At 65.7% G+C, this 13,564-nt stretch carries 14 protein-coding genes; 5 read left to right on the forward strand and 9 right to left on the reverse strand.

The features are described from left to right. Positions 1–24 precede the first annotated feature (24 nt). Positions 25–1,248 carry an MFS transporter gene (locus IC609_RS07955; protein WP_191818984.1) on the forward strand — a complete coding sequence of 408 codons (1,224 nt, stop codon included), beginning with the start codon at positions 25–27 and terminating at the stop codon, positions 1,246–1,248. Between the two features lie 6 nt (positions 1,249–1,254). On the opposite strand, the gene IC609_RS07960 is transcribed toward IC609_RS07955, so the two are convergent. Continuing rightward, positions 1,255–2,124: a CoA transferase gene (locus IC609_RS07960; protein ID WP_191818985.1), complete on the reverse strand. Its 870-nt coding sequence runs from the start codon at positions 2,122–2,124 to the stop codon at positions 1,255–1,257. A 128-nt stretch (positions 2,125–2,252) separates the two neighbouring features. Further along, on the reverse strand, positions 2,253–3,452 hold the full coding sequence (gene pobA, locus IC609_RS07965) for a 4-hydroxybenzoate 3-monooxygenase (RefSeq protein ID WP_191818986.1): 1,200 nt from the start codon (positions 3,450–3,452) through the stop codon (positions 2,253–2,255). Positions 3,453–3,600: 148 nt separating this feature from the next. Here pobA and IC609_RS07970 point away from each other — a divergent pair, with 148 nt between their 5' ends. Then, positions 3,601–4,371, forward strand: a complete 771-nt coding sequence (locus IC609_RS07970; RefSeq protein WP_191818987.1) for an IclR family transcriptional regulator domain-containing protein — start codon at positions 3,601–3,603, stop codon at positions 4,369–4,371. Positions 4,372–4,672: 301 nt separating this feature from the next. Here IC609_RS07970 and bktB read toward each other — a convergent pair whose 3' ends face one another. The 5 genes from bktB to IC609_RS07995 form a co-directional block, all read right to left on the reverse strand. Continuing rightward, entirely contained in the window at positions 4,673–5,857 is a 1,185-nt protein-coding gene (bktB, locus tag IC609_RS07975; protein WP_191818988.1) for a beta-ketothiolase BktB, read from the reverse strand. A gap of 96 nt (positions 5,858–5,953) precedes the next feature. Next, positions 5,954–6,712, reverse strand: a complete 759-nt coding sequence (locus IC609_RS07980; RefSeq protein WP_191818989.1) for an SDR family NAD(P)-dependent oxidoreductase — start codon at positions 6,710–6,712, stop codon at positions 5,954–5,956. A gap of 46 nt (positions 6,713–6,758) precedes the next feature. Further along, positions 6,759–7,457, reverse strand: a complete 699-nt coding sequence (locus tag IC609_RS07985; RefSeq protein WP_191818990.1) for an RluA family pseudouridine synthase — start codon at positions 7,455–7,457, stop codon at positions 6,759–6,761. Next, positions 7,405–8,730 carry a c-type cytochrome gene (locus IC609_RS07990; RefSeq protein WP_191818991.1) on the reverse strand — a complete coding sequence of 442 codons (1,326 nt, stop codon included), beginning with the start codon at positions 8,728–8,730 and terminating at the stop codon, positions 7,405–7,407. The genes IC609_RS07985 and IC609_RS07990 overlap by 53 nt, the downstream gene beginning before the upstream one ends. Continuing rightward, the gene (locus IC609_RS07995; RefSeq protein WP_191818992.1) at positions 8,727–9,479 is read right to left on the reverse strand and encodes a c-type cytochrome; all 753 of its coding nucleotides are present in this window, start codon (positions 9,477–9,479) and stop codon (positions 8,727–8,729) included. The genes IC609_RS07990 and IC609_RS07995 overlap by 4 nt, the downstream gene beginning before the upstream one ends. A gap of 91 nt (positions 9,480–9,570) precedes the next feature. Here IC609_RS07995 and IC609_RS08000 point away from each other — a divergent pair, with 91 nt between their 5' ends. Both IC609_RS08000 and IC609_RS08005 read left to right on the forward strand, forming a co-directional pair. Then, on the forward strand, positions 9,571–10,089 hold the full coding sequence (locus IC609_RS08000) for a GNAT family N-acetyltransferase (protein WP_191818993.1): 519 nt from the start codon (positions 9,571–9,573) through the stop codon (positions 10,087–10,089). A 44-nt stretch (positions 10,090–10,133) separates the two neighbouring features. Next, positions 10,134–11,081 (forward strand): tRNA dihydrouridine synthase, encoded by a 948-nt coding sequence (locus IC609_RS08005; protein WP_191819822.1) that lies wholly within the window; start codon positions 10,134–10,136, stop codon positions 11,079–11,081. Between the two features lie 27 nt (positions 11,082–11,108). Here IC609_RS08005 and IC609_RS08010 read toward each other — a convergent pair whose 3' ends face one another. Both IC609_RS08010 and IC609_RS08015 read right to left on the reverse strand, forming a co-directional pair. Further along, the gene (locus IC609_RS08010) at positions 11,109–11,468 is read right to left on the reverse strand and encodes an Hpt domain-containing protein (protein ID WP_191818994.1); all 360 of its coding nucleotides are present in this window, start codon (positions 11,466–11,468) and stop codon (positions 11,109–11,111) included. 44 nt (positions 11,469–11,512) lie between these two features. Beyond that, positions 11,513–12,397 (reverse strand): NUDIX hydrolase, encoded by an 885-nt coding sequence (locus IC609_RS08015; RefSeq protein ID WP_191818995.1) that lies wholly within the window; start codon positions 12,395–12,397, stop codon positions 11,513–11,515. Between the two features lie 162 nt (positions 12,398–12,559). On the opposite strand from IC609_RS08015, the gene IC609_RS08020 reads away from it, so the two are divergent. Continuing rightward, positions 12,560–13,471 carry an SDR family NAD(P)-dependent oxidoreductase gene (locus tag IC609_RS08020; protein WP_191818996.1) on the forward strand — a complete coding sequence of 304 codons (912 nt, stop codon included), beginning with the start codon at positions 12,560–12,562 and terminating at the stop codon, positions 13,469–13,471. Positions 13,472–13,564: the final 93 nt, after the last annotated feature.

A 13,564-nucleotide genomic window follows, 5' to 3' on the forward strand; every position in this document is an offset into this window, starting at 1 on the left:
GATGGGGGCATCGAAAGGCCTTGGATGTCCTCATTTTTCACGCCCTCATTCAAACGGTTGGCCTGGTCCAATCTGCTGGCTCAATCGGCCGAGCAGCTGAGCCTGGCCGCTGTGCCCATCGTGGCGGTGCTGCTTTTGCAAGCCGGGCCGGGCGAGATCGGTTTGCTGGCCTCGATCCAGTCGCTGCCGTTTTTGCTGCTGTCGATGCCGCTGGGCCTCTTGGCCGACCGCACCTCGCGCACCCGCTTGATGGCGTTGGCCGAGTCGCTGCGGGCGGTGGCCTTGTTGCTTTTGTTGGCGCTGATCATCACAGGCCATGTGTCGATCACGGCGCTGGCGGTCATCGGGTTTTTGGCGGCGGTGGGCACGGTGGCGTTCAGCGTGGCCGCGCCCTCACTCGTGCCCGCGCTGGTGCAGGTCGATGGTTTGGCGCAGGCCAATGGGCGGCTGGAGCTGGCACGCAGTGCAGCGTTTGCGGCAGGCCCGGCCTTGGCCGGGGCCTTGATCGCGTGGACCGGGGCGTCTGCAGCGTTTGTGTTGTCGGGCATGTTGTCGGTGTCGGCCGTGCTGTGCCTGCGTGGCATTGCCGAGCCCCAGCGCGCCGCCATGCCTGCGCGCCACCCTTTGCTGGAGCTGCAGGACGGTGCCAAGTGGGTGTGGCAGAGCGATTTGCTGCGGCCCATCGTGTTTTGCTCGATCGCCTGGAACATATCGTGGTTCATGCTGCAGGCGGCGTATGTGCCCTATGCGATCCACGACCTGGGCCTGGACGCCAGCGGTGTGGGGGTGACGCTCGCGTGCTACGGCGTGGGCATGATCGTGGGGGCCTTGCTCGCGCCGCGTGTGGTGCGGGCGCTGCCGTTCGGGCAGGCGATTTTGCTCGGGCCTTATTTCTCGGTGCTGGCGGCGTTCACCATGGCCCTGACCTTGTTCTGGCCGCACGGCTGGCTGGCCGCGTTGTCTTACTTTTTGTTCGGGGCAGGGCCGATCATCTGGACCATCACCTCGACCACGCTGCGCCAGACGGTGACACCCCGCGCCATGATCGGGCGGGTCACATCGATCAACATCGTGGTCAGCACAGGCGCGCGTCCGCTGGGGGCGGCGTTGGGCGGTGTGGTGGGGGTGAGTTTCCCGGTGTCGGTCAGTCTGTGGTGCGTGGTGCTGGGCTTTGGCGTACAGGCCATCATCATCAGCGCGTCCAAGGTCCGCACTTTGAAGCGTTTGCCCGATCCCTTGCCCGACTGAGCGCGTTCAGCGCGGCAGCGTCATCAGCGGGATGTCTTTGGCTGTGGCCAGTTTGTCGAGCTGGGCCCGGGTCTGGCTGGCCAGGAAGGTCTCGATGGCTTTGCGGGTCGCAGGCTTGAACAGGTCCTTGACCGGGTGCGCCAGTTGCACGCCAGCGGCTTCGCACAGGCTGACTGCAAAGTGCGGCTCGAGGGCCGCCACAGCCACTCGGCCGTTTTTGCAGGCGTAGATGCGGTAGCCCGCGTGCGCACCGCCCACCGCACCGTCGGGTGTGGTCATGCGCAGCTGCCGGGGCAGGGCCAGCCAGGCGGCAGCGTCGGACAGGGCCACTTCGTGGCGTGAGCCTTTGCCCGTGGTCTTGAGCGAGATGAGGGCTTTGAGCGCGGCTTCGCTCGCCATGAGCGCGCCACCCATGTCGGCAAACAAACTCGGGGGCAAGTCCATGCCATTGACCAAGCCCACTTCGGCCTGGTACGTCAAATCGTGGCCCGGGATCTCGGCCAGCGGGCCAGGGGCACCGACCACTTCGATCAAGCTGAGCGCGGGGTATTGCTTGTGCAGGGTTTTCCAGCTCAGGCCCAGCTTGGTCAGGGCCGAGGGGCGGAACGAAGTCAGCAGCAGGTCGGTGTTGGGCAGCAGCTTGTGCAGCGCGGCTTGGCCGGCAGCGGTCTTGAGGTCGAGTGTTTGGTGCTTGACGCCTGTGTGCAGCAAGTCGTAACCGCTGGGCGTGTAGTGCTGCATCGGGTCGCCAGAGGGCGGATTGATCTTGGTGCACTTCGCGCCCATTTGGGCCAGACGCATGAGGGCTGCAGGGCCAGGCAGGTTCAGGGCCAGGCTGACGACGCGGATGCCGCGAAGGGGTTGGGTGGTGCTCATGCGCAGATCATAGTGGGAACGGCCCGGTCTTTTGTAGGAGCGGCGCCCCCGCCGCGATAGGGCCTGTGCACGGGCGCGGGGCCCTCCATCGCGACGAGGGCGTTGTTCCCACACTCAAAGCATCACCGTCACTTGTCGCCAAAGTCCAGCGGCAGACCGACGTAGTTTTCGGCGATGGTTTTGGCGCCCGACTCGCTGTGGATCAGGTAGTCGAGTTCGGCTTCCTGGAACTTCTGCGAGATTTCGCCTTCCCCGGGGAAGCGGTGCATCAGGCTGGTGAACCACCAGCTGAAGCGCTCAGCACGCCAGATGCGGCGCAGGCAACGCTCTGAATACGCGTCGATGCCCGCTTCGGAGTTGTCCTGGTAGTACTCGATGATGGCAGTGGACAGGTACTTCACATCGGTGGCGGCCAGGTTCAGGCCCTTGGCACCGGTGGGCGGCACGATGTGCGCGGCATCCCCCGCGAGGAACATGCGGCCAAAGCGCATCGGCTCGGTCACGAAGCTGCGCAGCGGGGCGATGCTTTTTTCAATGCTGGGACCGGTGACCAGGTGCTGGCGGGCTTCGGGGTCCAGGCGGTTGCGCAGCTCTTCCCAGAAGGCGTCGTCGCTCCAGTCTTCGACCTTGTCGGTCAGAGGCACCTGCAGGTAGTAGCGGCTGCGGGTGGCGCTGCGCTGCGAGCACAGGGCAAAGCCGCGTGTGCTGTTGGCGTAAATGAGTTCTTCGTGCACGGGCGGGGTGTCGGACAGCAGGCCCAGCCAGCCGAAGGGGTAAACCTTTTCGTATTCGCGGATCTTGTCCTTGGGAGCGCTGGCGCGGCACACACCATGAAAGCCGTCGCAGCCCGCGATGAAGTCGCACTCGATGGTGTGGGTCTGGCCATCTTTTTCGTAAGTGACGCGGGGCTTGGCAGAGTCAAACTCATGCACCTGCACGTTGTGTGCGTCGTACACGGTGGGCAAGCCTGCCGCCTGGCGCGCGTCCATCAGGTCGCGGGTGACTTCGGTCTGGCCGTACACAATCACCTTCTTGCCATCGGTGAGTTTGTGCATGTCGATGCGGTGGCGTGCGCCCTTGAACAAGAGGTCAAAGCCGCCGTGCACCAGGCCTTCGGCATGCATGCGCTGGCCCACACCCGCTTCGTCGAGCAGGTCCATGGTGACTTGCTCCAGCACCCCGGCGCGGATGCGCGAGAGCACATAGTCACCGGTCTGGCGCTCCAGGATGATGGCGTCGATACCGGCTTTGTAGAGCAGCTGCCCCAGCAGCAAGCCCGAAGGGCCTGCGCCAATGATGGCAACCTGGGTGCGGGTGGCTTTGGTCATGGGGGTGTCTCCGTCAAAGGTCTCAAAACAATGGATGCAAGCTTAGGCAAGAAGCCGGACCTTGGTAGCATCGGTTGAGGGAGTTTGTGCGAAAGACAGATACTTTGTGCGATGATCGCGCAATTGATGTGCCTCAAGAAAGCCATGCATGCCCATCGCCAAAGCGGACTACATCGAAGGCCTGGCCAAAGGCCTGGCCGTGCTCGAAGCCTTTGACACCGAACGTCAGCGCCTGAACGCCACGCTGGCCGCGCAGCGCACGGGCATCACCCGGGCGGCTGCCCGGCGGCATTTGCTCACCCTCACCGAGCTGGGTTATCTGGAGACCGATGGCAGCCACTACTGGCTGTCGGCACGGGTACTGCGCTTTGCGGGCAGTTACATGGCCACCTCGCGTCTGCCGCGCACCTTGCAGCCCACGCTCAACCGCTTGGCGCAGCAGACACAGGCGGCCTTCAGTGCGGTGGTGCTCGATGGCGGCGAGGGCGTGATCGTGGCCCGCAGCGCGGGCGTGGCCGAGCCCGTGCGGCACCTGGCCTATGGCCTGCACCTGGGCGCGCGCTTACCCGCGCATGCCACGTCCACCGGGCGCATGCTGCTGGCGTGCTGGCCCAAGGCCGAGTTCAACGCCTGGCTGAAAGGCCGCGAGCTGGCCCGCATCACCCCGCAGACCGAGGTGGGCACGGCGCGGTTCAAAGCGCTGATCGACCAGGTGCGCCGCGACGACCACTGCCTGGCCCGCGATGCGCACGAGCTGGGCATCCACGCGCTGGCCGTGCCGCTGCGCAACATGCAGGGCCAGACCTTGGCCGCGCTCAATGTGGTGGGCACCGCCGAACAGCTGTCAGACGCCGCTGTGCAGCGCAAGTGGCTGCCCTTGCTGCTGGAGGCGGCGCGGGAGTTGCGGCCTTTGTTGTGACTGGGCGGGTGCAGAGGCCCTTTCGCGACGAGGGCGTCGCTCCTACAGGGAGGGACCGCTGAACAACTTTTGGACGCCAGTGAGCTGAGAATCTCGCTGTGAAGCAGCAAGAGCGATGCAGCACGAACCACCCATGAGCCGCAGCCAGGCGCAGCGCAGGGCGACGATTTTGTGAGGCACGAACCATGAGGAGCCCTGCGCTGCGCCTGGCTGTGGCGGTCTCAGCAAAAACGCCAATGAGTCTCTGCACCCTGTGACGGCACGAGCAAGAACGAAGTTCAAGCTCGAGACCGCCCAAAGATCACATGCGCTCGAAGATCGCTGCGATGCCCTGACCGCCGCCGATGCACATGGTCACCAGTGCGTAGCGGCCGTTGACGCGTTGCAGTTCGTGGATGGCCTTGACCGTGATCAGCGCGCCCGTGGCACCGATGGGGTGACCTAAGGAAATGCCCGAACCGTTGGGGTTGACCTTGGCCGGGTCCAGACCCAGCTCGCGCGTCACGGCGCAGGCCTGGGCGGCAAAGGCTTCGTTGGCCTCGATCACATCGAGGTCATGGACGCTCAGACCGGTCTTTTTCAGCACGGCTTGTGTGGCCGAGATCGGGCCCACGCCCATGATCTTGGGGTCCAGCGCAGTGTGCGCGTAGCCCACCAGGCGGGCCAGGGGCTTGGTGCCACGGGCCTTGGCCGCACCGGCTTCCATCAGCACCACGGCCGCAGCCGCGTCGTTGATACCCGAGGCGTTGCCTGCAGTCACGGTGCCGTTTTCCTTGGCGAACACGGGCTTGAGCTTGGCCATGTCTTCGAGCTTGCAGCCAGCGCGGAAATGCTCGTCGGTGGCGTAGGCCACGTCACCCTTTTTGCTCTTGAGCATGACGGGCACGATCTGGTCCTTGAAGTAACCGGCTGCGGTGGCGCGCTCGGCGCGGTTGTGGCTCTCCACTGCCAGCGCATCCTGCATCTCGCGGGTGATGCCGTACTTGGCGGCCACGTTCTCGGCGGTCACGCCCATGTGGATGTTGTGGAAGGGGTCGTGCAGCGCGCCGATCATCATGTCGACCATCTTGGTGTCACCCATGCGGGCACCCCAGCGAGCGTTCAAGCTGGCGTAGGGCACGCGGCTCATGTTTTCTGCGCCGCCGCCGATGGCGATGTCGGTGTCGCCCAGCAAGATGGCCTGGCTGGCCGAGACGATGGCCTGCAAGCCCGAGCCGCACAGGCGGTTGACGTTGAATGCAGGTGTGCCTTCGGCGCAGCCGCCGTTGATCGCTGCAACGCGCGAGAGGTACATGTCTTTGGGTTCGGTGTTGACCACGTGGCCAAACACCACATGGCCGACATCTTGGCCGTCCACATCCGAGCGTGCCAGCGACTCGCGCACCACCAGTGCGGCCAAGTCGGTGGGGGGGATGTCTTTGAGGCTGCCACCAAAGGTACCAATGGCGGTGCGCACACCGCTGACAACAACAACTTCACGGCTCATGGGAATGTCTCCAGGGATTGAAAAAAAGGGTTTCGGGTCTGGGTTCAGTGAATCAGTGTCCGTGCCAATGACTACACAGGACTGACACAGCAGGCTTCAGGCCTCGCGCACATCGCCAACCGCTTGCGCACCAAAATCCGCCCGGTCCAGATAGGCCAGCACTTTGGCGGCCGCTTCTTCGGGCGTGCTGAGCATGCCCGTGGTTTTGAGCTGCTTGAAGCCCTCTTGGTCCGGAAAGTCTTGGGCGGCCGCACCGCGCAGCTGCACCTGCATGTCGGTGTCGATCACGCCAGGGGCCAGCGAGCACACTTTCGCGCCGTGGGGCTTGAGGGCCTCGTCGAGCGCCATGCAGCGGGTGAAGTGGTCCATGCCGGCCTTGGCCGCGCAGTAGCCCGCTTGCGATGCCATGGCGCGTCGGCCCAGGCCAGAGGAGATGTTGAGCACCTTGCGGGGCACAGGCCAAGCTTCGGTTGCACCCAGAAAGGCGGCGCACAGTTGCATGGGGGCTTCGAGCCCCACACGCAAGGCCCACGCCAGTTCAGCCGGGTCGCTGTGGCTGAGCGGGGCGATGCGGGGGATGACGCCCGCGTTGTTGATCAGGGTGACGCTGCTGTAGTCGCTTGCGCTCTGGCTTTGCAGCCAGTCGCGTACACGTTCGCTGGCGCCTTGGCCGTCGGCCAGATCGTGCGTCCATTGGGCCAGCGGCACATCGGCTTTTTGAGCAGCCTGGGCCAGCTTGGCGTTGGCGTGGCGCGAAATGCACAACAGGCTGTGACCGGGCTGCAGCAGCCGCTGGGCCATGGCCAGACCCATGCCGCGTGAGGCACCGGTCAGGATGTAGAGCGCGTGGGTCATGGCGTGTCTCCGCTGGGTAAATGCTTATTTTCCGGATCAGAGCGACCTAAAACGGTGCCGCAAGTGACAGGGCGAGCGGCTCGCCACTCACCGGGTGGGCGAGGCGCAGGCTGCAGGCGTGCAGCAGCAGGCGCGGCGCCAGCGTTTGAAAGGGCGGCTCTGCATACAGCGGGTCACCCACGATGGGGTGGCCGAGCGCCATCAGGTGCAGCCGCAGCTGGTGGGTGCGGCCGGTGAGCGGTTCAAGCGCCAGGCGCGTGGTGTCTGGCCAGGGCCCCGCTCCGATGGCTTGCCAGCGCGTGCGGCTGGGTTTGCCCCGCAGGGGATCGACGATGCTGCGTGGGCGGTTTTGCCAGTCGATGCGGATGGGCAGGTCGATCTCGCTCCAGCCATCGCTGTGGGCTTGGGCTGCGGGCATGCCTTGCACCACGGCTTCGTAGCGTTTGTGGACTTGGCGTTTTTCAAAAGCCATGCTCAGGGTTTTTTGCATGGCCGGGCCACGCGCCAGCATCAGCAGGCCCGAGGTGGCCTGGTCGAGCCGGTGCACGATCAGGGCATCGGGCCAACGCTGGCGGGCACGTGTGATCAGGCAGTCTTGCTGGTGCGGGCTTTGGCCGGGAATGGTCAGCAGGCCTGCCGGTTTGTGCAGTACCAGCAAGTGGGCGTCTTCGTGCACCACCTGCAACAGTTCATCACTGCGCACTGGCGGCCCGGATGCGGTTGACCTGCAGCGGCGTGACTTCATTGGCCTGGTTACCCCACTGGCTGCGGATGTGGGTGAGCACGGCGGCGATGTCGCGGTCGTCCAGCTCCAGCACAAAAGGCGGCATGCCGTAAGGGCGGGGGTGTCCTGCGGTGGCCGGGCCGTAGCCGCCGTACAGCAGGGCCTGCACCAGGTTGGTCGGCTCGCCCAGCAGCACGGCGCGGTTGCCTGCGAGGGCCGGGTAGATGCCCGGCGCGCCTTGGCCCTGCTCACCGTGGCAGGTGGCGCAGTGGCGGTCGTAGACCTTGAGGCCGCGTTCGGCCACGGTGGACGGGATGCGCACAGGCGCTGTGGCGGGAGCCGTCGCAGTCGTGGAGGCCTGGGCGCGCGACTGCAGGTACACGGCCATGGCCTGCACGTCGGCCTGGCTCAGGTGCTGCAGGCTGTGCTGCACCACTTCGCTCATGGGGCCGCTGGTTTGCGCCTGACCGTTGGTGCCTGTGCGCAGCAAGCGCACCACATCGGTCAATGGGGTGCTGGCCAGACCGGTTTCGCGGTCGTTGGTGAGGTCCGGGGCGTACCAGTTGACCACGGGCATGAGGCCGCCAGACAGGTCGCTCACCCCAGCGGTGGCGCCCAGTGCATTGCGTGCGCTGTGGCAGGCCGCGCAGTGGCCCAGGCCCTGCACGAGGTAAGCGCCCCGGTTCCATTCGGCGCTTTGCCGGGCGTCGGGCGCAAATGGTGCAGGGCTGAAGAACAGGCTGCGCCAGACGGCCAGCGCGGCCTGCGTGCCCAGCGGCCAGGTCAGCTCGTGGGGCGGTTGGGCTTGCTGGACGGGGCTTTGGCTTTGCAGCCAGGCGAACATGGCGTCGCTGTCTTCGCGGATGATGACGCTGGTGTGCTCGTAGGGGAAGGCCGGAGTCAGCAAGCGACCGCTGCGTGAGCGTCCGTGGTGCAGGGCCTGCCAGAAGTCCTGGGCGCTCCAACGGCCCAGGCCTGTGTCGGGGTCGGGCGTGAGGTTGCTGCTGTAGACGGGGCCAAACGGCGTTTCGATGGCGCGGCCACCCGCCAGTTGTGGGCGGCCCCGATCGCTGTGGCAGGCGATGCAGTTGCCCGCTTGCACCAGGTACTGGCCGCGTTGCAGGGTCTCGGGCGTGGCAGGTGACGATGCTGTGGGGGCAGCAGCAGGCGAGCTGAGCAGGTCGCCCCAGTTGTCCCAGACCACGGCCGCGACCAGCAGGGCCAGGCCTGCGAGCAGCAGTCGGCCAGAGGTGCGCAGCAGCGTGGACCGTGGGGTGTGGGCAGCGCTGCTCATGGGCGGCCTCCGGTGGCTGCGCTCAATTCGGGCGCGCTACCGCAGCGAAACGCCGTGTCCAGTGCGGGCCGGGGCGTTTGCGCTGCGGGGCGGGTGTCGGCGGGCAGTGGCTGGCTGGCGAGCCAGCTGGAGACGGCAATGATGTCGCCCTGCGGCAGGCGCTTGACGACTTCGGCCATGCAGTCGGGGGCGTGGGCGCGGCGCTGCCCGGTTTGCCAGGCGCCCAGTTGGGCGTTGAGGTAGTCCAGTGGCAGGCCCAAGAGGCCCGGCACGTTCGGTTGTGCGCCTGTGAGGCGCTCGCCGTGGCATGCCACGCAGGCGGGCAGGCCCAGGGCTTTGTTTCCACGCGTGACCAGTTGCTGGCCGCGCGCGAGCTGCTCGGGCTTGAGGGTCGAGGGTGTGGGGGCGGGGTAGGGCAGGTGCAGGCTGGCAAAGTGCTCGGCGATTTCACGCAGGTAGGCGTCCGAGAGCGGGTCGACCAGGCGGATCATCAGCCCATAGTGGCGGCGGCCCTCTGTGAAGTTGCGCAGCTGGTGGTAGAGGTAGCCCGCAGGTTTGCCCGCGATGCGTGGGTAGTAGCCGTCCGGCCCGGCGCGTCCCTGGTCGCCGTGGCAGGCGGTGCAGGCGCGGGTGCGCTCGGCCATGCTGTCTTCGATGGTACGGGTTTTCTGGGCCAGGACGGGGCTGCCCACCAGCAGCGCCAGACAGGCCAGACTGGCGGCCACCCAGGGACGGAAATTCAGGTTCATCTGCTGACGATAACCGAACCAGCGACAATGTCGGGTTTTGTGCCCGGCGGGAATGGCCTGTCCGGTCCGATTTTTTGTCCGAGTTTGACCCATGTCCGATATCCAAGTCCGATACGCCACCTTGCAAGACGCTGCCGCGGTGGCCAACCTGCACCTGATCGCCAGCCGCACCCTCTACGAAGGCGTGGTGCCTGACGCGCACTGGAGCAGCACACCACCCGCCAAACGCGTGGCTTTCTGGAAGGAAGCCATCGAGTACGGTGAGCCACAGGTCTTGGTGGCCATTGAAGGCTCGGAGATCGTGGGCTTTGTGGGTTTTGACCGCTCACGTGACCCCAAGTCCAAAAACACCACCGGCGAGATCTGGGCCATTTATGCGGACCCCGACCGCCTGGGCGAAGGCGTGGGCCTGGCCCTGTGGGACGCAGCCAACGAAGGCCTGCAAGACGAAGGCTGCACCGATGTGACCGTGTGGGTGCCCCTGCGCAGCGACAAGGCCTTGCGCTTTTTTGACGCCGCAGGCTTCAAGCGCGAGATGAACACCGCCCGCACTGTGCCCTTGGGCGGGGTGAAGGTGGAAGAGCTGCGCCTCAAACGCGCGCTCGGTTGAAACCGCCACAGGATGGATGCGTCGTGGGCATTTGGCTGGCACCGATGGAAGGGCTGCTCGACCACGGGCTGCGTGACACGCTCACGCGGGTGCCCGGGGTGGACATGTGTGTGTCTGAGTTCATCCGCGTGACCAACACGGTGCTGCCGCGCCGTGCGTTTTTGCGGGTGGTGCCCGAGTTGCTCAACGGCAGCCGCACGCCTTCGGGCGTGCCCGTGCGAGTGCAGCTTTTGGGCTCGGACCCGGAGTGCCTGGCCGACAACGCCGCCGTGCTGGCGCAGTTGGCGCCTGCGGGCATTGACCTGAACTTTGGCTGCCCGGCCAAGACGGTGAACCAGCACCGGGGCGGCGCGGTGCTCCTGGACGAGCCCGAACTGGTGGGTCGCATTGTGGCGGCGGTGCGCCGTGCGGTGCCCGCGCACATCCCGGTGTCGGCCAAGATGCGCCTGGGCTACCAGGACGACAGCCGCGCCGAGGACTGCGCCCAGGCCATCGAGGCGGGGGGCGCGAGCGATCTGGTGGTGCACGCCCGCACCAAGGTGCATGGTTACAAGCCGCCCGCGTACTGGGACCGCATTGCCGATGTGCGCCAGTGCGTGAAGCTGCCCATGGTGGCCAATGGCGAGATCTGGACGGTGCAGGACGCCCTGCGTTGCCGTGAGGTGACGGGCTGCGAGCGGCTCATGATCGGCCGCGGCATGGTGTCAGACCCGGGACTGGCGCTGGCCATTGCACGCCATGATGCCGGGGACAACGCTGCAGCAGGCACGGCCCTGAGCTGGGGCGAGGTCAAAGCCTTGATGCCGGTGTTCTGGCAGAGTGTGACCCGGCGCGTGACGCCCCGGCACCGTGCCGGGCGCATGAAGCAGTGGCTGAACTACCTGCGCCGCGCCTACCCCGAGGCACAGCAGGCGTTTGACGAGATGCGGCTGGTGCACGATTCGTCGAAGATCGATGCCTGGATTCAGGCCCAAGCCCCAAACCTGCACTGAACGCAGGCGCTCAGGTCGCCGAGCGGCTCAGGGGTTGGCAGCGATGTGGCGGTCGACTTCGGCTTGCAGCTCAGCCAGTTTGGGCGCCAGCTGGGCGTAGGCCGCTTGAACTTCTGTGGCGCTGCCGTGTTTGCTCAGGGCTTCGACGCTCACCACTTCTGTCACCAGTGCCTCGGTGCAAAACACCGGGGTGAAGCCCTTGAGTTGGTGCAGCCATTCATTGGCGCCCTTCACATCGCTGGCGGCCAGGCACTGTTCAATGCGCGGCAAGTCATCGCTCAGGCTTTGGCGCAGGGTTTGCATCAGGGTCATGACGCCTGTCTCGTCCCCGATGTATTCCATCGCCCGGGAGATCGACAAAAACTGGAAGTCGGGACTGGTGTTCATGGCATTTAATTAATTATTAAGATTTCATTTTTGAATGTCTTATTTTAATCAAGCAAACGGGCCAAACCGCCTTCGGGCTCAAAACGACCGTCTGTGAATCGCAGTCGGCTTGGACCGGGGAATGCGCGCTCGGACACCGGGTGCCGCTCATCGCCGGGGTAGCAGATGACGCGCGTGCCCTCGTCGTCAAACGGCTCGGGCTGCACCACGGGCGGCTTGCGCTGCATGGCCTCGGCCAGCACGCTGTGCGCATTGGCGTGTTGCTTGAGGTGCACCAGGCTCATGATCTGCGGCGGGGCCAGTTCGATCTCGCCCGCCACGTAGCGGCCCAGCGCCGCCGCAGGGCTGATCCAGATGCTGTCGGTGGTCTCGTGGTTGTCGTGCTGGGCGATCTGGTCTTCGGGCACGTGGCTCACAAAAAAGCGGGTGTCAAAACGTTTGTTGGTGACCGAGGCCTGGCGCGGTGTGATCCAGCGCGACCAGGGCACCAGGGCTTCGGCCTGCACCTGCAGGGCCAGGCTTTGCAGGGCCGCGCCCCAGCTTTGACCCTGGGCCAGGGCTTGCTGCAAGGCGCTGACGTGCGCTGCGTCAGCCCCTGCAGCCGACTGGCACAGCAGCACGCCAGACTCTTCAAACGCTTCGCGAATGGCCGCCATGAAGAGCGCCGCTGCCCGCTCGGGGGCCAGCTCGGGCTCGTTCAAGCGCTGCTGCAGCTGCACCGGGCTTTGACTGAGTCGCGCGATCAGCTGGGGGTGGTGGTCGTCAGCGTCGAGCTTGCCGCCGGGGAACACATAAGCGCCGCCCAGCACATTGGACGCCTGGTGCCTGCGCATCAGCAGCACCTGCAGACCTTCGGCGCTGTCACGCAGCAGGATCACGGTGGCTGCATCGAGCGGCGGGGTGGTGATGATTTCTGTGTTGAGTTCCATGGGCTGAGGTCAGTGCGCAATTGAGTGGGGGCCGCTGTCAAGCGGGCTACAGCACGGAGTATGCGGCTCCAGTAGAGTAGAACACTGACAACAGGCCGTTGGCGTGTCAAGGACATGACAGCGGCAGCCATTCGCAGCTTTCAACCCACAAGGAAAAATCCCATGAGCATCGAATTCAAAGGCCGCGTGGCCATTGTGACCGGCGCAGGCGGCGGTCTGGGTAAACAGCACGCCTTGGCGCTGGCCGCGCGTGGCGCCAAGGTGGTCGTCAACGACCTGGGCGGCGACGTGCATGGCGTGGGTGGCTCGGTGTCGGCGGCGCAGGCCGTGGTCGACGAGATCCGCGCTGCGGGTGGCGAAGCGATTGCCAACGGCGCGTCTGTCACCGACTTTGAAGCCGTGCAAAACATGGTCAAGCAGGCGATGGAGGCCTGGGGCCGGGTGGACATCCTGGTCAACAACGCGGGCATCCTGCGTGACAAGAGTTTCGCCAAGATGGAGCTGGCCGACTTCAAGCTGGTGATGGACGTGCACGTCATGGGCGCGGTGCATTGCACCAAGGCCGTCTGGCCCATCATGCAGGCGCAAAACTATGGCCGTGTGGTCATGACCACCTCGTCAAGCGGCCTCTATGGCAACTTTGGCCAAGCCAACTATGGCGCGGCCAAGATGGCGCTGGCGGGCCTCATGCAAACCCTGTCGATCGAAGGCGAGAAGCACAACATCCGCGTCAACGCGCTGGCCCCCACCGCCGCCACCCGCATGACCGAAGGCCTGATGCCCGAGCAGGTGCTCAAGGCCCTGGAGCCCAGTGCCGTGGTGCCCGCGATGCTGGTCATGGCCAGCGAGGATGCGCCCAACCGCACCATCCTGTGCGCAGGCGCAGGCGGCTTTGAGGCGGCGCAGATCACCTTGACCCAGGGCGTGTACCTGGGCGTGGGCCCCGACACTCCTGAGCGCCTGGCCGCAGCGCTGGCGCAGGTGACCGACCTGACGAGCGCTCTGGTGCCCAAGGCGGGTTCCGAGCAGGGCGCGCTGGAAGTGGGCAAGGCCATGAAGGCGCATGGGGCTTGACGGTCTGTGTTGAAGAACAGACCGAGACGGTAATCTTTATGTGACGCACCCTTTGTGCGGCGGATTGGTACGGGCAGCCTGCTGCACGCGCCG

The sequence above is a fragment of the Limnohabitans radicicola genome (assembly GCF_014837235.1).
Classification (GTDB): domain Bacteria; phylum Pseudomonadota; class Gammaproteobacteria; order Burkholderiales; family Burkholderiaceae_C; genus Limnohabitans_A; species Limnohabitans_A radicicola.